The sequence below is a fragment of the Amycolatopsis sp. NPDC051071 genome (genome assembly GCF_040682875.1).
Lineage (GTDB): Bacteria > Actinomycetota > Actinomycetes > Mycobacteriales > Pseudonocardiaceae > Amycolatopsis.
Map to the genome: position 1 here is coordinate 14,563 of NZ_JBFBBY010000083.1, position 20,206 is coordinate 34,768.

18 protein-coding genes are annotated in these 20,206 nt (G+C 68.3%); 13 read left to right on the forward strand and 5 right to left on the reverse strand.

From position 1 onward, the window contains the following. Window positions 1-121 precede the first annotated feature (121 nt). The 3 genes from AB0M65_RS24815 to AB0M65_RS24825 form a co-directional block, all read right to left on the reverse strand. The gene (locus AB0M65_RS24815) at window positions 122-724 is read right to left on the reverse strand and encodes an RICIN domain-containing protein (protein ID WP_364031888.1); all 603 of its coding nucleotides are present in this window, start codon (window positions 722-724) and stop codon (window positions 122-124) included. A 216-nt stretch (window positions 725-940) separates the two neighbouring features. Beyond that, on the reverse strand, window positions 941-3,508 hold the full coding sequence (locus tag AB0M65_RS24820; RefSeq protein WP_364031891.1) for a PQQ-dependent sugar dehydrogenase: 2,568 nt from the start codon (window positions 3,506-3,508) through the stop codon (window positions 941-943). A gap of 279 nt (window positions 3,509-3,787) precedes the next feature. Next, entirely contained in the window at window positions 3,788-4,225 is a 438-nt protein-coding gene (locus AB0M65_RS24825) for a PPOX class F420-dependent oxidoreductase (protein WP_364031894.1), read from the reverse strand. On the opposite strand from AB0M65_RS24825, the gene AB0M65_RS24830 reads away from it, so the two are divergent. The 6 genes from AB0M65_RS24830 (at window position 4,224) to AB0M65_RS24855 (ending at window position 12,245) form a co-directional block, all read left to right on the forward strand. Further along, window positions 4,224-4,538 (forward strand): hypothetical protein, encoded by a 315-nt coding sequence (locus AB0M65_RS24830; RefSeq protein WP_364031897.1) that lies wholly within the window; start codon window positions 4,224-4,226, stop codon window positions 4,536-4,538. The genes AB0M65_RS24825 and AB0M65_RS24830 overlap by 2 nt on opposite strands. 79 nt (window positions 4,539-4,617) lie before the next feature. Beyond that, the gene (locus tag AB0M65_RS24835) at window positions 4,618-6,072 is read left to right on the forward strand and encodes a hypothetical protein (protein ID WP_364031936.1); all 1,455 of its coding nucleotides are present in this window, start codon (window positions 4,618-4,620) and stop codon (window positions 6,070-6,072) included. 47 nt (window positions 6,073-6,119) lie between these two features. Beyond that, window positions 6,120-6,860 (forward strand): hypothetical protein, encoded by a 741-nt coding sequence (locus AB0M65_RS24840; protein ID WP_364031939.1) that lies wholly within the window; start codon window positions 6,120-6,122, stop codon window positions 6,858-6,860. A gap of 177 nt (window positions 6,861-7,037) precedes the next feature. Further along, the gene (locus AB0M65_RS24845) at window positions 7,038-11,519 is read left to right on the forward strand and encodes a hypothetical protein (RefSeq protein ID WP_364031900.1); all 4,482 of its coding nucleotides are present in this window, start codon (window positions 7,038-7,040) and stop codon (window positions 11,517-11,519) included. Between the two features lie 47 nt (window positions 11,520-11,566). Further along, window positions 11,567-11,833: a type II toxin-antitoxin system prevent-host-death family antitoxin gene (locus AB0M65_RS24850; RefSeq protein WP_364031903.1), complete on the forward strand. Its 267-nt coding sequence runs from the start codon at window positions 11,567-11,569 to the stop codon at window positions 11,831-11,833. Next, complete coding sequence (locus tag AB0M65_RS24855; RefSeq protein ID WP_364031906.1) at window positions 11,823-12,245, forward strand: type II toxin-antitoxin system VapC family toxin; 423 nt, start codon at window positions 11,823-11,825, stop codon at window positions 12,243-12,245. Before AB0M65_RS24850 ends, AB0M65_RS24855 begins: the two co-directional genes overlap by 11 nt. 28 nt (window positions 12,246-12,273) lie before the next feature. On the opposite strand, the gene AB0M65_RS24860 is transcribed toward AB0M65_RS24855, so the two are convergent. Further along, a complete protein-coding gene (locus AB0M65_RS24860) occupies window positions 12,274-13,239 on the reverse strand; it encodes a GNAT family N-acetyltransferase (RefSeq protein WP_364031909.1) in 966 nt (321 codons plus the stop codon). Window positions 13,240-13,323: 84 nt separating this feature from the next. Between AB0M65_RS24860 and AB0M65_RS24865 the strand changes: the two genes are divergently transcribed. The 7 genes from AB0M65_RS24865 to AB0M65_RS24895 all read left to right on the forward strand — a co-directional run bounded on the left by AB0M65_RS24865 (window position 13,324) and on the right by AB0M65_RS24895 (window position 18,725). Next, on the forward strand, window positions 13,324-13,524 hold the full coding sequence (locus AB0M65_RS24865) for a hypothetical protein (RefSeq protein ID WP_364031912.1): 201 nt from the start codon (window positions 13,324-13,326) through the stop codon (window positions 13,522-13,524). A gap of 36 nt (window positions 13,525-13,560) precedes the next feature. Continuing rightward, window positions 13,561-14,748: a winged helix DNA-binding domain-containing protein gene (locus AB0M65_RS24870; RefSeq protein WP_364031915.1), complete on the forward strand. Its 1,188-nt coding sequence runs from the start codon at window positions 13,561-13,563 to the stop codon at window positions 14,746-14,748. Window positions 14,749-14,926: 178 nt separating this feature from the next. Beyond that, entirely contained in the window at window positions 14,927-15,931 is a 1,005-nt protein-coding gene (gene gap, locus AB0M65_RS24875; protein WP_364031918.1) for a type I glyceraldehyde-3-phosphate dehydrogenase, read from the forward strand. A 9-nt stretch (window positions 15,932-15,940) separates the two neighbouring features. Beyond that, window positions 15,941-17,149: a phosphoglycerate kinase gene (locus AB0M65_RS24880; protein WP_364031942.1), complete on the forward strand. Its 1,209-nt coding sequence runs from the start codon at window positions 15,941-15,943 to the stop codon at window positions 17,147-17,149. Beyond that, window positions 17,149-17,934, forward strand: a complete 786-nt coding sequence (gene tpiA, locus AB0M65_RS24885) for a triose-phosphate isomerase (RefSeq protein ID WP_364031921.1) — start codon at window positions 17,149-17,151, stop codon at window positions 17,932-17,934. Before AB0M65_RS24880 ends, tpiA begins: the two co-directional genes overlap by 1 nt. 153 nt (window positions 17,935-18,087) lie before the next feature. Beyond that, window positions 18,088-18,318 (forward strand): preprotein translocase subunit SecG, encoded by a 231-nt coding sequence (gene secG, locus AB0M65_RS24890; protein ID WP_016333144.1) that lies wholly within the window; start codon window positions 18,088-18,090, stop codon window positions 18,316-18,318. Window positions 18,319-18,383: 65 nt separating this feature from the next. Next, window positions 18,384-18,725 (forward strand): RNA polymerase-binding protein RbpA, encoded by a 342-nt coding sequence (locus tag AB0M65_RS24895; protein WP_364031925.1) that lies wholly within the window; start codon window positions 18,384-18,386, stop codon window positions 18,723-18,725. 13 nt (window positions 18,726-18,738) lie between these two features. On the opposite strand, the gene AB0M65_RS24900 is transcribed toward AB0M65_RS24895, so the two are convergent. Further along, the gene (locus AB0M65_RS24900; RefSeq protein WP_364031928.1) at window positions 18,739-19,941 is read right to left on the reverse strand and encodes a histidine kinase; all 1,203 of its coding nucleotides are present in this window, start codon (window positions 19,939-19,941) and stop codon (window positions 18,739-18,741) included. Window positions 19,942-20,206 lie beyond the last annotated feature (265 nt).

Here is a 20,206-nt window from a genome sequence, read left to right on the forward strand (position 1 = left end):
TGACGCCAGTAGCAGTCCGCCGCTGCTCCTTCAGGTGCGGCCTGCGCGGTCGCTTGCAGCCCGGTCACCGCCACGAGGAGCGCCGTACTGAGAACGGTGAGCCTTCTCGCGAAGGCCCGCATCAGAACCACCACTGGTTCTTGGCACCCGCCACGTAGTCCCACAGCTGCACGACGCCGCCGTCGCGGCCCGCCGTGCCGAGGTCGGAGTCGAGGTAGCGGCCGCTGCGCACGTTCTGCAGGCGCAGGTAACCCTCGGGGTTCTCGGTGACGGTGAACCACTGGTTCGATCCGCCCGCCATGTAGTCCCAAAGCTGGACCTTGGTGCCGTTGCGGCCGATCGAGCCGAGGTCGGCGTCCAGGTAACGTCCATTCTGGACGTTCTGGAACCGGTAGTGGCCCTCGGGGATCTGGGTGACGTACCAGGCCTGGTTCGCCGGAATGGTGTTGTCCGGACCGATGATGCAGGTCCAGAGCTGGACCTTGGTGCCGTTTCCGTTGATGGTGCCCAGATCCGCGTCCAGGCAACGGCTCTGGTCGGAGGCCGGGCCGATCAGGTACGCCTGCTGCTGCGCGCTGAAACCCGCCCCGCGCACGTGCGCCGGGCGCAGCGACAACTGCCCGATGTCGACACGCTCGTCCGCCTGTGCGGCCGGCGCGCTGAACAAGGCCGAGAATCCGGCGAGGACGGTCATGGACACGAGGAATCGCTTGAGATTACGCATTCTTCTCCCCAGTTCGCCGCAGGTGTCTCTTTCTGGGCCCCGACCAGGACAGCCTGCTGACCATGATCCTGCCGTTCGGCTGACTCCGCGTCAACGTGGTTGTTTCCCACGAAAACGCCACCCCGCCGGGAAATCCCGGACGGGGTGGCGATTTTCGGCGTTCACCGTGGATACGGCCGGGGTGCCCGGCGCCGCTCCGGACACCCCGACCGCGACTCAGGTCGCGGCGTTGGAATTGCCGCGCAGTTTGACGTTGGCACTCGAGGCGTTCTTGATCGCCGTCTCGATCTGCGCCATCGTCGAGGACGAGGTCAGGCCCGGCACGGTCGCCGTGTTCAGCGCGTACAGGGTGAACGTGTACGGGTGACTGGAGCCGCCGGGGCAGGGGCCGAAGTACTTCTGCGAGTTCGCCCCGCTGCCCATGGCCTTCTGCTTGGCACCGTTCTGGTTCGGGACGGTGAAGCCCGCGCCCAGACCTTCGGGCAGCGACACTGTGGACCCCGACGACGCCGGGATGTCCCAGATCGCCCAGTGCAGTTTGTTGCCGCTGTTGGCCACATCCGCGAAGACGACCGCGTATCCCTTGGCACCCGTGGTCCCGGCACCCCACGTCAGCGGCGGGGACGTGTCCTGGCCCGCGGTGCCGTCACCGGAGCAGGTGTACTTGCCGGGGATGGACGCGTTGTCGGCGAACGCGGAGCTGGTCAGCTTGAACGCACCGGGCTGCGAGGTGCCAGGGAACTTCAAGCGCACCACCAGATTGTCGATCCCGCTGGGTGTGCCGCCGTTCTTGTCCGCGTTGGTCGAGGTGACCCACAGGCCGCCGTCCGGGGTCTTGGTGACCGAGCGGAGCCTGCCCCAGCGGCCGGAGAACAGCGACTGCACCGAACCGACGCCGGTGCCCGCCGCGTTGATTTGCGTGGCGAACAGCTGCTCGCTGGTGACCGCCGCGACGTAGACCCAGTCGTTGACGATCTCGATCCCGCTCGGCCCGCCGGAACTGGTCGGCCAGGTCTTCTTCGGCGCGACCGTGCCACCGCAGGTGCCCTCGGTGCCTTCACACTGCGGCCAGCCGAAGTTGCCGCCCTTCTGGATCAGGTTGAGCTCGTCCAGCTTGCCGTCGCCGAACTCCGAGGCCCACAGCTGGCCGCGGGAATCCCACGCCAGGCCCTGCGGGTTGCGGTGCCCGAAGCTCCAGACGTACCGGGCGTTGCCGCCGGTGGAGAAGAACGGGTTGTCACCCGGCGCCGAACCGTCGGGATTGACCCGCAAGATCTTCCCGTTGAGCGCACCCTTGTTCTGGGCGGTGTCCTTGTTCTGCCCGTCGCCCGCGGTGACGTAGAGCTTGCCGTCCGGGCCGAAGCGAAGCCTTCCGCCGTTGTGGTAACGGTTCTTCGCGATCCCGGTGAGTACCGGAGTCGACGTCGAGGACAGCGTTCCGTTGTCGTAGGTCATCTTCACGACCCGGTTGTCACCGGAAGCCGTGTGGTACAGGTAGATCGCGTGATCGGTGGCGTAGTTCGGCGAGATCGCGATGCCGAGCAGGCCACCCTCGCCGTTGGTGCCGACAGCGCCGGGAACCTTGCCCACCGTGGTCTTCTGGCCCGACGGCGTGATCCGCAGGATCTCGAACCGGTCCCGTTCGGTCGCGAGTGCCGTGCCGTCCGGCAGGAAGTCGACGGACCAGGCGAGGTCGACCTTGGTGATGTCCTTGTCGTACTCCGGAATTCCGCCGCCCGCGTTGCCGCTGGTCTTGGCCGTCACCGCGGTGCTCGCCGCGGAGGCGTTGCTGTCGAGGTCCCGCGCCTTGACCGTGAAGGTGTACGAGGTGTTCGCCGTCAGCCCGGTGATCGTGGCTTCGAGTGAAGGCGTCGTCGCGACCTTCGTGGTGCCCTGATAGACGTCGTAACCCGCGATGGTGCCGCTGTCATCGGTGGAAGCGTTCCACGCCAAGGAGACACTGTTCGCGGTCACCGACGTCGAGCGTGGGTTCCCCGGGATGGTCGGTGGTGTGGTGTCCCCGCTGGGCGGCGTCGTGAACTGTACGACATTGCTTTGCTGCGAAGGGTTTCCGGCCGCGTCGAAGGCGCCGACCGAGATGTCGTAGGCGGTGTTCGGCGTCAGGTTGTCGACGGTCGCGGTGAGGGTGTTCCCGTTGACGGTCTTGAGGATGTTGCCGCCGCGCATGACCTCGTAGCGGACGACGCCGACGTTGTCGGTCGCGGCCTCCCAGGTGAAGGTGGCGCTGCGGGCCTTGATGTCCTTGGCTGCCAGGTTCTTGGGCGGGGTCGGCGCTTCGGCGTCGGCCACTCCGCTCGCGGTGAGCTTGTCCGCGTTGGGACCGCCGTTCGCGGTCGTCGACGTGGTGCGGATTTTGTTGGCCCCGGCGGCCAGCGCGACGTCCTTCGTGACGGTCTTCCAGGTCGTCCACGCGCCGGTGCCGGGGAACGAAAGTGTCCCGGCGGCAGTGCCGTTGACGGCAAGCGCGACCGGCCGGTCGACCGTGGTTCCGTTGGCGTAGCGGAAAGTCAGCGTCTGGGTTCCGGCATGCGCGGCGTTCACCGTGTACTCGACATAGCTGCCGGCGACGTTGTCGAAGTTCACGAACCCGGTGCCGGAATAGCCCGCGTGGTTCGCCTCGACGGCGCCTTGGGAGATCGTCGAAACTTCGGATTCGTAATCGGTCGGTGCCGCGCCGGCGGGCAGAGCCGGCAGGACGGCGAAGGTGATCGCCGTCGCGGCGGTGCACGTGAGAAGCGCGCGCCACGGTGGTCGGGGTGCCACTGGAGCCTCCATGCGTGAAGTCGGATTAGGGAGGTACAACGGCGGACCGGACGAGGCCCGGCGGGGAGCGGAGTTTTAGTTAGGAAACTTTCCTATCTATGGTTCAGATCACACACCAGCGGGTGCTTCGTGTCAATAGTCGACCAACATCAACACGGTATGTGACGCAGGGATGGCGCAGCGGGACGTCGCCTTACCCCTCATTAGTCCTCTAGTTGCGGTACTTGCGCATACAAGTACCGCAACTAGAGGACTAATCGCGGAGAGAGGGCGAGAGGGTCAGCCGGCGATGTCCGCCCGCGCGATCACCTTCACGATGCGCGCCCGCACCAAGGACTCCTCGGGCACCGCGTTGCGTTTCCCGTACGCCTCGGCCTGATCCTCGCCCATGTACCGGCCACCGAGTCTGGTCGCCCATTCGAGCATCTCGTCGACGTCGTTGTGCAGTACCGCCTCGGCGGTGAACTGCACGTACGAGTACGGCGGCTTCTGGTCGTCGACGGCCAGTGAAAGCCGCGAATCGCGCCGGAGCGCCTTCCCCTTGAGCGTGTCTGTTCCGGTGGTGAAGATCAGTTCGTCCCCGTCGGGTCCCTCGTTCAGCAGGAACCACACCGGCGTCACGATCGGCGCGCCGTTGGCGCGGACCAGGCCGAGCATGCCCGTCCGGGTGCCTTCGCTCGCGAACTTCCACCACTCGTCCCGGCTCATTTCACGCATGTCCGCGACGCTACCCGGAGGCACCGACAACAAGCATCCGGATCACCCGAGGGTGGTGCTGCCCGGACCCCCGGACACCGGGCAGCACCCCCTCGCCCTCGGCGGGGCCAAGGTGCAATTGCCGCCGGATTGGGTGGGTGATGGCCGTCAATGCCGCCTTCTGCCGTTCCCGGCGAGGTCGATGGTGAACCGCACCGCCGAGCGCCAATGGGGTTACGCCGGCCGGGACTGCGTCGGCGGCGACCGGACGATCCTGCAGTACCGAGGGGGCGCCGAACGGTCGATCCTGATCCAGTCCTACCTCCACACCTGAGCTCACCCCGGTCACCCGTGCGGGGTGTCGGGGGTGCCGACTAGCCTGGCCTGCTGTGCGAGACGACGAGCTGACCGGGATGGGGCTGGCCGACGAGGGGCTGACCCGCCGCCTCAAGGCGCTGGCCTGCACCGCGCCCTTGCACGACCTCGACGCGCGCAAGGCGAAGCTGGACTGGGCGGACGCGACGATTTACCAGATGGCCGAGATCGCGCTGCATACGATCGACCAGGTCACCGTATCGATGGATTTCGACACCGGCGCCGACCACGAGCAGATCATCGTCCGGTTGCTGCCGTTCGTGGCGCTCCAGGCGCCCGGCCGGACCCCGGACGAGCACACCAAGGTCGCCCGCTGGGTGCTCGACAACCTGATCAACGTCGGCACCACCGATCGCGGGTTCCGCCGCGTCTACGGCTCCATCGGCCCGGGTGGCGGCTACCAGCGGCGTCAGTTCGACTTCAAGCTGCTCGTCGAACTGGCCGCGCCCGACGGCGAGGTCTACCTGCGTGCCACGGACGAGGCGATCAACGTCCTGGTCGGCGCGCTGGACACCGACGTCGAATCCGCGCAGATCGCGGCCGAGGTCAAACTGGAGAACCTGATCAACCGCGGCCGTCTCGCCGATGCGAAGCTCGCCGCCGAGCAGGCCCGCTACCGCACCGTCCAGTACGGCGAGACGCTGCGCGCCAAACTCGACGCCACCCGGCGCGACGTCCGCGCGGTCGACTGGGAGCGCGAGGTCCCGGAACTGCTGGACCAGGCGCTGTCCCATATCGAGTCCCGGTTCCGCGCCGAGAACGCGATCCTCAAGAACATCACCGCGTCCCGCGACGAGACCGAGGACCTCGACCGCAAACGCCGCGCCGCCGAACTCGTCGACATCGTCGGTGACTGCATCCGCCGTCACACCCGGCTGCAGTCGAGGCTCGCCGACGCCGGGGCGGTGTTCCGCGCCGAACAGGACCGTCAGCAGTTCTCCGGGCCGCCGCAGCGTGCCACGATCGACCTGTTCGGCCAGCTCCTGATGCCGACGCTGCGCCTGCCGATCGCCGACGCCGTCGCACCGGCCGAGTCGTTCTTCCACGCCGGGGCCGGGATCTCGCCGCCGACCGTGCCGTCGCTGTCCTCGCTGGTGTCGCTGCTGCTGCGGCCGGCGCCCGAACGCGATCAGCTCGTCGGCGAGATCCCCGAACCCGAACTCATGCCCGCCGACGTCACCGACCGGTTCGGCGACGAGCAGTGGCGCCTCGCCGACGACCTGCTCGATCTGCCCGAGGTACCGCGGCGGCTGTCCGGCCTGCTCGAAGAGGCCCGCCGGATCGACCCCATGCTGCCCGCCCTGGTCGCGTTGCGGGCGGTGCACGCCTACAGTCCCGGGGTCGGCGCGGCGCTCCGGCTGGGGGAGCGCCAGGTACTGCTGGCCGTCGACGACGGCACGGTGCTCGACGACCCCGAGTTCGGTGGCGCGGATCTGCTGCTGTCCTCGGCGCGGGTCGATCGCCACGACGAAGAAGAAGAGGAGGTCGCGTGACGACAACAGGGGACGTCGAAGCCGCGGCCCGGCTCGTTTCGTTCGGCATGCGCCCGAAGCAACTGCCGTCACGGGACGTCGTCTACGGCGACCTCGTCCGGCGCTACGGCGAGGACAGTGCGTTCAAGCAGCTCACGCACGCGGTCGCGGCCGGGCTCGGGCTGATGGTGCTGGAGGTCAACCTCCAGGCCGGCGCCGTGCTGGCGGCGACCGACGAGTCCGTCTTCGAGATCAAGATGGACAGCTACGCGCGGCAGAGCAAGATCCGTGAGCGCCGCGAGACCGAGAAGGTCCTGCACGGCCTCATCCACCTGGCCACCGCCGCGCTCGGCTACCCGCGCCCGGACGACCTCGCCAACGACACCTACATCGGCCGCGTCAGCGTCGAGCAGGTGGACGCGATGGTGCGGGAGGCCTGCCGGATCCTCGACGAACGCGCGGCCGACGCCGAGTCGAACAGCGATCCGCTTGCCGACGCGCCCGAACTCGAACAGGCATGGCGTGCCTACGCCCGGCGTCCCGCGGCGGCGGCGACCAAGGACGGCAGGCTGGCGTCGGACACCACCCGCGGCATGGTCGCGAGAGCGCTGCGTTTCCTTGCCGACCAAGGGTTTCTGGTCCAGGTCAGCGGGGAGCAGGGCGGGACCTACCGCACCACACCGCGTTATCAGGTCCAGGTGCGCGAACTCGCCGCCGACGCGGCCTTCGACGATCTGCTCGCGCTGAACGTGGTCTCGGTCGCCAACGGCGGCGGGACACTGCGGGCGGCCGCGTCGGACACACTGTAAAGCCGGCGAGCGGAGCAGCAGTGATGAGCGGAAATCAGCCGGCAAGGACCCGCTCCGGCCGAAGGCCCCGCTATCGCGGTGTCAGTGCGCCGGGCAGTGTGACATGGGCTTGTCCGGGAACCAGCGCCCTGGCGACTCGATCGCGGACGCGGGTCCTCGGATAACGGAGGGGAAGAGATGTACGAGCTTTCGCGGGTTCGCCTGCACTCGGTGGGCCCGGCGGGCGCGCGATACCAGGACGTCGTGCTGGACTTCAGCGGCGTCGGCGCGGCCATCACCGCGCCCAAACAGGACGCGCTGTTCAGCGCCGGGATCCACCTGGCGGGGGAGGGTCCGCCGCGGCGGCCGTCCCCGGCGAGCGTGCTGTTCCTGGAGAACGGCGGCGGCAAGTCCGTCCTGATCAAGCTGATCTTCTCGGTCATGCTGCCCGGCCGCCGTCAGGTCGTCGGCACGACGAACACCAAGGTGCTGGAGAAGTTCGTCTCCGCCAAGGACGTCTCGCATGTCGTGCTGGAGTGGCTGCAGGTCGAGACCGGCCACCGGGTCATCACCGGCAAGGTGTCGGAATGGCGTGGGCATGTGGTGTCCTCGGATTCGGAGAACCTGGTCGACTCCTGGTACTGCTTCCGCCCCACGCCGTCACTCGATCTGGACTCGTTGCCGCTGACGGCGGACGGCAGGCTGCTGACGATGTCGGGGTTCCACGACCAGCTCGACAAGGTGCACGGCGGGGAGCCGGAACTGGAGCTGTTCTGGACCCGGCGCCACCACGAGTGGACGTCCCGGCTGGACGGCCTCGGCCTCGACACCGAACTTTTCCGTTACCAGCGCGCGATGAACGCCGGTGAAGGCGAGGCGGCGGACGCGTTCGCGTTCAGCACCGACGAGGCGTTCGTCGAGTTTCTGCTGCGCGCGGTCCTTTCCGAGGACGAGCCCAAGGACCTCGCCGAGGTCGTCGCGACCTACGCGCACAACCTGGCCCAGCGTGGGGATCTCCTGTCGGAACGGGATTTCGTCGCCGGAGCGCTCGATCTGCTCGTACCGCTGGCGGAGGAGGAAGGCGTCGCCGCCGCGTCGCGGAAGCTGGCCGACGCGGCCCGCGCGGAGATGCGGACGCTCGCGGCGCAGGTCGCGGCGCGGGACAAGCTGGAGAACGAACGGCTGAGCGGGCTCGACCAGCACGTCGACGAGGTGAAGTCGGCGGAAAAACTGGCCGAGGGCGACCACCGCAGGCTCACCGCCGGGGTCACCGAACTGCGGCGCCTTGTCGGGAAACTGCGGCTCGACGACGCCCAGTCCGAGAAGAAGCGGATCGACGAAGAACTGGCCGAGGCCAAGACCGCCGCCGAGGCCTGGCGTGAATGCGCCACCGTGCTCAACCACCTCAACGCCGCGCGCAAGGCTCGCGATTTCCGTGAGCTGGTGGGAAACCGCGAGCAGAAGGCGCAACCCGCGCTGCAGGCACGCAACACCGCCGCGGCCGGGCTCGCCAGTGGCCTGCTGGCGCTGGCCAAGAACGCCACCGAGCAGGCCGCGAAGGCCGAAGCGCATGTCGGCGCTTTGCGTGCCGAGGCGGAGAAGGGCCAGACCGAGCGCGACGAGTCGGCGAACCTCGCGGCTTCGCGCCGCGCGGAGGCTCGCGGGCTGGGGGCGCGGATCGCCGAAATCCGTGAGGAGATCGCCGAAGCCGTCCGCTCCGGCGTGCTCAAGGCCGGCGCCGACGTCGCCGACGCGGCTTGGGCGGCCCGCGCCGAAGCCGAGACGACCGCCGCCGAACTCGTCCGGCGCGACCAGGAACTCGAACGCGTCGCCGAGGATCTGCGTGCCGCGCAAGCGACCGTCAACGACGCGCACCGGCTCGCCGGGTCCACAAAGGACCGACTGGAGCGCGCGGCCGAAGAACTGGACCGGGCCAACCGTCGCACCGACGTGCTCGCCGTCGAACCGCGGCTGACCGAACTGCTCGGCGCGGACGACGTCGCACTGGAGACGGATCTTCCGGTGCTGCTGGAGCGTCTCCGTGAGGCAGGGGCGACCGCGGAGAAGGAACAGACCTTCTTGCGGATGGAGGAATCCGTCGACGAGCGTGCCTTGGCCGCACTCGGTTCCGGCGGTCTCCTGCCCGCCACCGAAGAGGTACAGGCCGCGTTGGACGCGCTGGAAGCCGCCGGGATGAACGCCTGGTCCGGCTGGCGCTATCTGTCCACTTTGGACAAGAAACGCCGGGCGGCGGTGCTGGCCCGCGCGCCTCAGCTGGTCTCGGGGATCCTTCTCAACGAACCGGAGCAGGTCCGCCTCGCCGAGAAGGTGCTCGCGGAGCGGCGCCTGCTGCCCACCACGATCATCCCGGTCGCCACGACCGAGGCCACCACCACCGATCGCCTCCCTGACGAGGCGGGTATCGAGTTCCTGGTCCCGCCCAACCCGGCGATGTACGACGAGGAAGCCGCCGACGCCGAACGCGAGGCCATCGCGCTCCGGCACGCGGAACGGCAGCGCCGGTTGGCGGCACTGGCGGCCTCGCTCTCGGATGACAGCGCGTTGTCGTGGAAACTCAAGACGTGGCGCGAGGACTATCCGCCGGGCAGCATCGCGACCCTTGCCGAGCAGCGGCAGGCCGCGCGAACCGCGCACGAAACCGCGCAAACCGCGTTGGACCAGGCGGAGAAGGAGTTCCAGCGCCTCGGAGAGAAGGCGACCGGGCTGCGGGAGCGTGTTCCCGAACTGCGCACGGCGTCGGCCGAGGCGGGGGAGCGGGCCCGTGGACTGGAAGCACTCGCGACGCGTGCCGCGAAGATTCCCGAGTGGACGGACGACATCGAGCGGGCGACCGAGGTCGCCGAGCGGGCCGAGTCGACGGCGTCCGAGGCAGCGGTGAAGGCGTCCCGGTCGCGTGAGCAGGCAGCCGAGGAACAGCGCACCGCCGACGGTCACCGGCGTACCGCGACGACCGCGAAGTCCGAACTGGCCGAGGTTCCGGGATCGAGCGACGTCACCGAGGACGATCCCACGCCTGCCGAACCGGTCGACGCCTTACGGCGCACGTTCGCGTCGGCGTCCGAGGCGTACGCGAAGGTCGAGGTCGGCAGCGATCTGCGGGCCGAACTCGACCAGGCGGAAAGCGTCGAGGCGTCGGCGAGGGCGGCCGTCGAGGCACTCGACGACGCTGTCCGGGAGCGGGCCGCCGCGCTGCTGGAAACCCCGGACGGTTCCGACGCTTCGGCGCGTTCGGCCGCGCAGGCGCGGGCGAACCGCGCGGTGGCGGTGCTGGAGGAGGAGCGCACCGAGATCGTCGGTCTCGTCGCGACCCGCAAGGCGGAACTGAGCCAGCTTCCCGAGCTGGCGAGCTCCCAGCTCGCCGCGATCTCGTCCGACGCGCGGCCGAAGGACATCGAGCACGGTTTGGCGTTGATCGACGACGCCAGTCTCGAAGTTTCCGCCGCCGCGCGGAAATGGGAAGAGCTGCAGGAGCGCCGCGCCGCGGCCGAGGCGACGCTGGAATCCGCGAAGACGTCCGCGTCCGGCTTCGGCCTGCTGGCCGAGTCCATGGCGCATCTGCTGTCCAAAGAGGACGACGCGGCTGCCTTCGACGGCGACGTCGAATCCGCGCGTACCAAGCATTCCCGGCTCAACACCGCGCTCACCGAGGCTCAGGACTCCGCCGACGCGGGTGACCGCCGGGTGCGGGCCGCGGCCGACCAGCTGGCGCAGTACGCCACGGACAAACGGTTCGAAAAGCTCAGCACGCCGGTGCGGCAGCAGGTGATCTCGGTCCGCCGCGACCAGCTGCCCGCGCACGCGGCGGAATGGGCCGAAGCGCTCCGGCCGCGTTTGCGCACGCTTACCGACGATCTCGCGCAGATCGACCGGCACCGCGGCGGCATCATCACGCGCCTGCAGGGCATGGTCGACGGCGCCCTGCGCACACTCCGTGCGGCACAACGGGTTTCGCGGCTGCCGGACGGTCTCGGCGACTGGTCGGGCCAGGAGTTCCTGCGGATCCGCTTTACCGAACTCGAAGACAACGTGCTCGCCGAGAAACTGGGCGAGGTCGTCGACGAGGCCGCGGTGGGGAAGACCTCCGATGGTCGCGACGTCAAACGGGACGGGCTTTCCCTCGTCTTGCGTGGCGTGCAAGCCGCCGCTCCCAAGGGTTTCCGGGTCGACATGCTGAAACCGGATTCTGTGCTGCGGACCGAACGCCAGCGTGTCTCCGAGATCCGCGACGTGTTCTCCGGCGGGCAGCAGCTGACCGCGGCGATCATCCTGTACTGCACCCTCGCCGCGTTGCGGGCCAACAACCGGGGCAAGGCGCGCAACCGGCACTCCGGCGTGCTGTTCCTCGACAACCCGATCGGCCGCGCCTCGGCGGGCTACCTGCTGGAGCTGCAGCGGGCGGTGGCCGAGGCGCTGGGTGTCCAGCTGATCTACACGACCGGCCTGTTCGACGCCGGCGCGCTGAGCGAGTTCCCGCTGATCGTGCGCCTGCGCAACGACGCGGACCTGCGGGCGGGACGCAAGTATCTGTCCGTCGACGCCACGATCCGGAACGCGACCGACGAACTAGGGGAACCGGACGGCGTCGCGCGGCTTTCGGCGACACGGCTGTTCACGCGACCCGCAGAAACGCCGGAGGACTCCGAGGAAGAATCGGCCTAGGTAGCACGGGGTGGCACAGCGGGGCACCTAAGCGCTATAGTGTGCTCATGAGCGTTCAGCACGAGATCTCTCAGCGTGATCTCCGTAACCGATCCGGCGAGATCATGGACGCGGTCGAGCATGGCGAAGCCTTCACAGTGACCAGGAGTGGCGCGCCGATCGCCCAGTTGATCCCGCTGTGTCGCCGTCATGCCGTGACGCGCGACCAGTTCGCCGCAGTCTCGGCGAACGCCCCGCTCATCGATCCCGACAGGTTCCGCGCGGACCTCGACGACGCCTTCGAAGGGCAGGCCGGAGACCCCTATGGCCGCTGAGATCCACGGGCTGCTCGACACGAACATCCTCATCCTGCGCCGGGCCATCGACCATGCCCAGCTGCCGGACCTGATGTCGATCAGCGCGATCACGCTCGCCGAACTCTCGGTCGGGCCGCATTACACCGATGACCCCGCGGAACGTGCCCGGCGCACGGAGCTGGTGCAGCGGGTGGAAGCCGAGTTCGACCCACTGCCCTTCGGCGTCGAAGCGGCGCGGATCTTCGGCCGGGTGTCGGCGTCCGTGCTCGCGTTCGGGCGGACACCCCGGCGCCGGATCGCCGACCTCATGATCGCCAGTGTGGCCGCCGCCCATCGGATGCCGTTGTACACCACGAATCCGCAGGATTTCGAAGGTTTGAAAGAACTTCTCGACGTGGTGCCGGTCGACCGGCCGAAAAGTCCGCGCTGAACGAGGTGACCTTGGGCCGCGTTCCCTCTCAGGAGACTTCGAGCGCCCACCGGACGTACCGCATCTTCGGCCTGAAGCCTGCCTTCTCGAAGATCCCGGGTGCCCCGGCCGGGCTCGCCGAGTCGACGCTCAAGCTGGCCTGGTCGTAACCCTGGTCGGCGGCGGCCCGGAGCGCATGCCCGATCAGCGCACTCGCGACGCCTCGGTTCCGGTGCTCCCGCAGTGTTCCGATGACCATGAAATGCGCGTCGCGGACGCCGGTGGCCTCGGTGTCGGCCTCCCAGTACATGGTCACCAGGATGCCGACCGGGGTTCCGCCGGAGTCGCGGAGCAGGAAACTGACCTCGGGCCGGAAAGTCTGGTTGGTGATCTTGTTCTTCCAGTGGTCCGCGGGCATCGGCGCCGCACCCCAGTAATCTTCGAACGACGCGTTCCGGACCGAGCGGAAGTCTTCGTCGTTCTCCTCCGACCACGGCTCGACCCGCAGTCCGCCGGGGATTTCCGTGCCGGGGATCGCGTCGCCGAGCGGACGCTCCATGCGCTGGAAGTAGCGAACCGGCGTAAAACCTTGGGAGCGCACGAGTTCGGCCAGGCCCGCGATGTGCTCGGCCTTGTGGACGTCGATCATGAGCTTCAGGTCCGGATGGTGCAGCGCGTGCACGGCCTTCGCCGCCTCCACCCCGGCTTCCGCGAGCGTGGTGCCGATACCCCGGCGGCGATATCCAGGATGGACCCCGCCGTCCAGGAAGACCCGATGGACCTCTTCCGCGAACGGCTTGAAGCGGATCTTCATGTAGCCGACCATCGCGTCGCCCTCGAAGGCGGCGAGGCTCGCGCGGTCCAGGTCCGCGTACGGGTCGACCAGCTCCGTGCGGGTGTCCTCTTCGGTGTAGTTCTCGCCGCTCTTGTCGACGGTCTCGATGGCGTTGAGGAGGTCCGCCGACGCTTTGGCGTCCTCGTCGGTGAGCGGCCGCCAGCTGAGGTCTCCGAACATGCGGCCGACGGTATCCGCGCGTCTGCGGCCTGTCGCTTCATTTCCCGACCGGCCCAGGAGCGGTCCTGCCCGTCATCCAGGCACGTGAGTTACGTCTTCAAGCACGCGAGTTACGTGCTCAAGCACGCGAGTTCCGTCTTCAAGCACGCGAGTTACGTCTTTAAGCATTCGAGTTACGTGCTCAAGCACGCGAGTTCCGTCTTCAAGCACGCGAGTCACGCCTTCACCCTGGCCCCCGACCCGGCGAACAGGCCGGTCGCAGCGAGCCTGGCCGCCCGAGCGTAGAGCGTTCTTGTCGGACCACGGTGGTAGGAACGATCCGTGACCCCGAAGATCAGCGTCCAGCAGCGCCGCGCCCGCCTCGCGGCGCGGCATCGTCTCACCACGCCCGCGACGTCGGTGCGGGCCGCGGCGGACGCGGTTTTCGCACTGCACGCCACGGACCCGGCGACGGTGCATCTGTCGGCCTGGGCGCGGGTCAAGGGCGACGGTGTCGCCGAGGTGGAGAACGCGCTTTACGAGGAGCGCACGCTGGTCCGGATGCTCGGTATGCGCCGCACGGTCTTCGTCGTCGGGCACGAGAACGCGGCGCTCATCCAGGCGGCCTGTTCCGCCGACATCGCCAAGAAGCAACGCCGCCTGCTCGAACAGCATCTCGGCCAGCAGGGACACCCGGAGAACGTGCCCGATCCGGAGCGCTGGCTGGCCGACGTCGAGGACGCCACCGAACGAGCGCTCAAGGCCCGCGGTTCCGCGACGGCGCAGCAACTGAGCGAGGACGAGCCGCGCCTCAAACAGCAGTTGCTCATGGCGAAGGGCAAGCCGTACGAGGCGATCGCCAACGTCACCAGCCGCGTCCTGTTCCAGCTCGCCGTCGATGGCCGCATCGTGCGCGGGCGTCCGCGCGGGAGCTGGATCAGCAGCCAGTACTTCTGGGCCCCGATGGCGGACTGGCTGCCACACGGCCTCACCGAATGGGACGCCGACGCGGCCAGGGCCGAACTCGCCCGAAGGTGGCTCTACGCCTACGGCCCGGCCCCGATCGCGGACCTGCGGTGGTGGACGGGCTGGACGGCGGGCCAGACGAAGAAGGCGCTCGCGGTGATTCAGCCGATCGAGGTCGATCTCGACGGCGTGCCCGGCGTCGTCCTCGCCGACGATCTGGAGCCGGTCGCGGAACCCGGGCCCTGGGTGGCGCTGCTCCCGTCACTCGATCCGACGTCGATGGGATGGATCGAGCGCGACTGGTACCTCGGCCCGCATCGGGCGCCGTTGTTCGACGGTACCGGCAACATCGGGCCTACCGTCTGGGCCGACGGCCGGATCGTCGGCGGCTGGGCGCAGCAAGCGGACGGCGAGGTCGCACTCCACTTCCTGGAGGACGTCGGCGCGGACGTCGAGAAGGCCGTCGAGGCGGAGGCGAACCACCTGGCCGGGTGGTTCGGGGAGGTGCGAGTCACGCCACGGATGCGGACGCCGCTGGAGCGACGGCTAGCACAACGAAGCTGAGAGTTTCCGATAGACGTCCTGGTGGCGAACCACTTGATCGATTCTTGACCTGACCCACCGAGTGGTGGAAGTCTCGTCAGGGCAAAGAGGGCCGCCCGAGCTCGCACGCTAGGGTTGCGCCCGAGTAAAGGACGTCTTACCGGGGCGATCCCGGACGAGTCTCAAGGGAGTGGCAGCAGTGACGGTTCGCGTAGGTGTCAACGGCTTCGGCCGCATCGGCCGCAACTTCTTCCGGGCCGTGCAGGCCGCCGGTCACGACATCGAGGTTGTCGCGTTCAACGACCTCGGCGACGTCTCGACGATGGCCCACCTGCTGAAGTACGACTCCATCCTCGGCCGTTTCCCGGGCGAAGTCAGCGTCAACGACGAGGGCATCGTCGTGGACGGCAAGACGATCAAGGCCCTCGCCGAGCGCGACCCGGCCAACCTGCCATGGGGTGACCTCGGCGTGGACGTCGTCGTCGAGTCGACAGGCTTCTTCACCAACGCCGACGCCGCCAAGGCGCACCTCGCCGGCGGCGCGAAGAAGGTCATCATCTCCGCGCCCGCCAAGGGCGAGGACCTGACCGTGGTGCTGGGCGTCAACGACGACAAGTACGACGGCTCGCAGAACATCATCTCGAACGCCTCCTGCACCACGAACTGCCTCGGCCCGCTGGCCAAGGTGCTGCAGGACTCGTTCGGCATCGAGCAGGGCCTGATGACCACCATCCACGCGTACACGCAGGACCAGAACCTGCAGGACGCGCCGCACAAGGACCTGCGCCGCGCCCGCGCCGCCGCGCTGAACATCGTCCCGACCTCGACAGGTGCCGCCAAGGCCATCGGCCTGGTCCTGCCGGAGCTGCAGGGCAAGCTGGACGGCTACGCGCTGCGTGTCCCGATCCCGACAGGCTCGGCCACCGACCTCACCGTCACGCTCGCCAAGAGCGCGACCCTCGAGGAGATCAACGCCGCGTACAAGGCCGCCGCGGACGGGCCGCTCAAGGGCATCCTGCGCTACAACGAGGACCCGATCGTTTCGGCCGACATCGTCACCGACCCGGCGTCTTGCATCTACGACGCGCCGCTGACCAAGGTCATCGGCAACCAGGTCAAGGTCATCGGCTGGTACGACAACGAGTGGGGCTACTCCAACCGCCTCGCCGACCTCGTCAAGCTCGTCGGCAACAAGCTTTCCTGACCGATGGCGCTGAAGAATCTCGAAGACCTGCTGGGCGAGGACGTTTCAGGCCGGTTCGTACTCGTGCGATCCGACCTGAACGTCCCGCTCGATGGGGAGACCATCACCGATGACGGCCGCGTCCGCGCGGCCCTGCCGACACTGAAGCGGCTCGCCGAGGCGGGCGCGAAGGTGGTCGTCACGGCGCACCTCGGCCGTCCCAAGGGTGAGCCGGACCCGAAGTTCTCGCTCGCGCCCGTCGCCGCGAAGCTCACCGAGCTGCTCGGCGTCGACGTCCCGCTGGCGGGTGACCTGGTCGGCGAGTCCGCCAAGGCCACCGTCGCCGGCCTGACCGACGGTCAGGTGGCCCTGCTGGAGAACGTGCGGTTCGACGCGCGTGAGACCAGCAAGGTCGAGGCGGAGCGCCAGGAACTGGCCGCCGAGCTGGCCGCGCTGGTCCCTGGTGGCGCGTTCGTCTCCGACGGTTTCGGCGTCGTGCACCGCAAGCAGGCTTCGGTCTACGAGATCGCGCGGGCGCTCCCGGCGTACGCGGGTGGTCTGGTGCTGGCGGAGGTCGACGTCCTCAAGAAGCTCACTGAGGACCTTGCGCGGCCGTACGTCGTCGTGCTCGGCGGCGCGAAGGTGTCGGACAAGCTGGGCGTGATCGCCAACCTGCTGACCAAGGTCGACAGGCTGCTCATCGGCGGCGGCATGGCGTACACCTTCCTCAAGGCCCAGGGCCACGAGGTGGGTGACTCGCTGCTGCAGGAAGACCAGCTGGAGCAGGTCCGCGGCTTCCTCGCCGAGGCGGAGAAGAGCGGCGTCGAACTGATTCTGCCGGTGGACGTCCTCGCCGCGACGGGCTTCGCCGCGGACGCGGAGTTCGACGTCGTCGACGCGACGGCCATCCCGGCCGACCGGATGGGTCTCGACATCGGCCCGAAGTCGCGCGAGCTGTTCGCGGGCAAGCTGGCCGACGCGGCGACCGTGTTCTGGAACGGCCCGATGGGCGTGTTCGAGTTCGAGTCCTTCGCAGGCGGCACCCGTGCCGTGGCCGAGGCGCTCGTCAAGAGCGACGCCTTCACCGTGGTCGGCGGTGGCGATTCCGCCGCGGCCGTGCGTCAGCTCGGTCTGCCCGAGGACGGCTTCTCGCATATCTCGACCGGCGGCGGCGCGTCGCTGGAGTACCTGGAGGGCAAGGAACTGCCCGGAGTCGCTGTGCTGGGAGAGAACGACTAGTGGCGCGCAAACCGCTCATCGCCGGCAACTGGAAGATGAACCAGAACCACCTCGAAGCCATCGCGCTGGTTCAGAAGATCGCCTTCGCCCTGCCGGAGAAGTACTACGCGAAGGTCGACGTCGCGGTGCTGCCGCCGTTCACCGACATCCGCAGCGTCCAGACGCTGACCGACGGCGACAAGCTGTCGCTCACCTACGGCGCCCAAGACCTGTCGCCGCACGACTCCGGTGCCTACACCGGTGACGTGTCGGGCGTGATGCTGGCGAAGCTGGGCTGCAGCTTCGTCACCGTCGGGCACTCGGAGCGGCGCGAGTACCACGCCGAGTCCGACGAACTGGTGAACAAGAAGGTCAAGGCCGCGCTCAAGCACGGCATCACGCCGATCCTGTGCGTGGGGGAGAAGCTCGAGGTCCGCGAGGCGGGTGAGCACATCGCCCATACCACGAACCAGCTGGTCGAGGGCCTCAAGGGGCTCAAGAACGAGCAGGTCAAGGACGTCGTCGTCGCCTACGAGCCGGTGTGGGCCATCGGCACCGGCAAGGTCGCGACCCCGCAGGACGCCGAAGAGGTGTGCGGAGCCATCCGCGCCACTCTCGCCGAGAAGTACGGCGCCGAGGTCGCTTCTTCGGTCCGGGTGCTTTACGGCGGCTCGGCCAAGGCCAACAACATCAGTGACCTCGTCGCCTGCGAGAACATCGATGGTGCGCTCGTTGGTGGTGCCAGCCTGGATGGTGACGAGTTCACCAAACTCTGCGCACTCGCCGCGGGCGGGCCCCTGCCCTGATCGGGGCACCTACCGGGTAACCTGGGTATCCGGTCCGTCACACAGCAGTGGACGAGTCCAGGAGTACGGTGTGTTCTGGTGGCGAGTGTTCGATAACACCTGTCATCGGCGGCACACCGTTTTCCTGCATTCTCCAAGAGCGCAGAGGATGACATGAAGCTGTTCCTTCAAATCCTGTTGATCGCCTCCAGCGTGCTGCTGGTGGTGGCCGTGCTGCTGCACCGCGGCCGCGGCGGCGGTCTGTCGTCGCTGTTCGGTGGCGGTATGCAATCGAGCCTGTCCGGCTCGAGCGTGGCCGAGAAGAACCTCGACCGGATCACGCTGCTGCTGGGCGCGGTGTGGCTGATCAGCATCATCGGCCTGGGGCTCCTGCTCAAGGTCTGATCGATCCAGGTGTTTCGGCGTGCCTATGGGGGGCGCGCCGCCGATCCCTATAGGTGTGAGGATTCATGGTTGGCGGTAACGCGATTCGGGGCACCCGCGTGGGTGCCGGTCCTTCGGGCGAATCGGAACGGGGTGAGTCGGCGCCGCGGCGCCGCATTTCCTACTGGTGTGCCAACAGGCACGAGGCGCAACCATCGTTCTCGATGGACGCCGAGATTCCCGACGAATGGGATTGCCCGCGCTGCGGGCTCCCCGGTGGGCAGGACGAGAAGAATCCGCCTGCCGCGCCGCGGACCGAGCCTTACAAGACCCACCTGGCTTACGTGAAGGAACGGCGTTCCGACGCCGACGGCGAGGCCATCCTCGCTGAGGCGCTGGAGCGGTTGCGCCAGCGCCGGGAGATCTGAGACTCCCCGAGGCCTACCGGTCGAGCGGGTACCGGGCACGCACCCGGAACCCGCCGTCCTCGGTGTCGGCGGTTTCGAAGCTTCCACCCAGCAGGCGAGCGCGTTCGGCCAAACCGGTCAGCCCGTGCCCTCCCGAGGGCAGGGCCGCACCGGAGGTCCGAGCGCGCTCGTTGCGTATTTCGACCTTGAGCGCCCCGTGCTCACCCTGGATCCGGATGGTCGCGGTGGCGCCCGGTGCGTGCTTGTGCACGTTGGTGAGGCATTCCTGCACGGTCCGGTAGGCCGCCGCCGAAACCTGGCTTGGCAGCAGATCGGGGATCCGCTCCACGGTGAGGTGCACGGGGACGTCCGAGCCGCGGATCAGCCGGTCGAGTTCGTTGATCCCCGGCCGCGGCCCGTCATCCTCGGAGCCCGAGCGCAGCACACTCACCAGTGAACGCAGTTCTTCGAGGGTCTTGGTGCTCAGTTTCCGGATGACCAACGCGGTTTCGAGCGACCTGGGGTCGGTGGTCTGCGCCTGCAGCGCGCCGGCCTGCATCGCGATCAGCGTGATCTGGTGCGACACGACGTCGTGCATCTCCCGTGCGAGCCGGGCTCGTTCTTCCGCGCGGACGGCGTCGGCGTGGAACCGGCGTTCGCGATCGCGGCTGGCGGCGAGTTCCGAGAGTTTCTGCGAGATCTCGGTCCGCGCTCCGATGAGCAGGCCGATGGCCACCGGCATCCCGGCGACGATGACGCCGTAGATCCCGTCCAGGACGTGTTCGCGCCAGCTGAGCTCGACGAAGTCGGGCAGCGGCCACTGGACGAACCGGCAGGTGAAGACGAGCGCGAAACCGGTCCAGGTCTGCCAGTGCATCTGCTTGCGGGTGGCGAGGAAGCCCAGCGCGATCATCGCGGCCAGTTGTGACCAGCCCGCGAGGAAGCCGGGGACGGTGGCGATCACCGCGAGGAACGGCAGCTTGCGGCGGAAGGCGAGGCCGAGGCACGCCGCGCCGGAGAGGTAGATGGAGTACGGCTGGGCCTTTTCGGGGATCACCAGCCAGACGTCGAGTGCGGCCAGGAAGATCGCGAGCGTGTCCACGCCCAGCGCGGCCAGCGCCGGACGTTTGACCTTCGCGAACGACATGACCCCGGCGGCACGGCGCGCCCGGTCGGCTGCCCCCGCCCGGGAGCCGCCCACCGAGATACCTGGAATCGAGAGACCCTCTGTGCTCATCGCTGGCGACCTCACTCGTCTTGTGGACTTGAATGAAGAGACGTGTTCTTCGCCCGATCGGGACGCGCAGGAACGAACAAATGTGCGGATGCTAACGGGTGGATGTACAAGGGCGGTAAGTTTCCCCCAGTCGGGCTAGCGACTGTCCGGTCACTGTCCGTTCTGCGGACAAGTGCATGAACGTTCGGTCGGTAGCGGTGCGAACCGGACCTTCCGCCCTCCCAAGTACATGAAGGCCCCCTTCCTTGCGCTAGGCGCAAGGAAG

Bases quoted from the DNA above. Each gene is read 5' to 3' on its own strand.
- AB0M65_RS24815 (WP_364031888.1), bottom strand. From the start codon at position 724: ATGCGTAATCTCAAGCGATTCCTCGTGTCCATGACCGTCCTCGCCGGA.
- AB0M65_RS24830 (WP_364031897.1), top strand. From the start codon at position 4,224: ATGTCCGCGACGCTACCCGGAGGCACCGACAACAAGCATCCGGATCAC.
- AB0M65_RS24825 (WP_364031894.1), bottom strand. From the start codon at position 4,225: ATGCGTGAAATGAGCCGGGACGAGTGGTGGAAGTTCGCGAGCGAAGGC.
- AB0M65_RS24835 (WP_364031936.1), top strand. From the start codon at position 4,618: ATGGGGCTGGCCGACGAGGGGCTGACCCGCCGCCTCAAGGCGCTGGCC.
- AB0M65_RS24840 (WP_364031939.1), top strand. From the start codon at position 6,120: ATGCGCCCGAAGCAACTGCCGTCACGGGACGTCGTCTACGGCGACCTC.
- AB0M65_RS24845 (WP_364031900.1), top strand. From the start codon at position 7,038: ATGTACGAGCTTTCGCGGGTTCGCCTGCACTCGGTGGGCCCGGCGGGC.
- AB0M65_RS24850 (WP_364031903.1), top strand. From the start codon at position 11,567: ATGAGCGTTCAGCACGAGATCTCTCAGCGTGATCTCCGTAACCGATCC.
- AB0M65_RS24855 (WP_364031906.1), top strand. From the start codon at position 11,823: ATGGCCGCTGAGATCCACGGGCTGCTCGACACGAACATCCTCATCCTG.
- AB0M65_RS24860 (WP_364031909.1), bottom strand. From the start codon at position 13,239: ATGTTCGGAGACCTCAGCTGGCGGCCGCTCACCGACGAGGACGCCAAA.
- secG (WP_016333144.1), top strand. From the start codon at position 18,088: ATGAAGCTGTTCCTTCAAATCCTGTTGATCGCCTCCAGCGTGCTGCTG.
- AB0M65_RS24895 (WP_364031925.1), top strand. From the start codon at position 18,384: ATGGTTGGCGGTAACGCGATTCGGGGCACCCGCGTGGGTGCCGGTCCT.
- AB0M65_RS24900 (WP_364031928.1), bottom strand. From the start codon at position 19,941: ATGAGCACAGAGGGTCTCTCGATTCCAGGTATCTCGGTGGGCGGCTCC.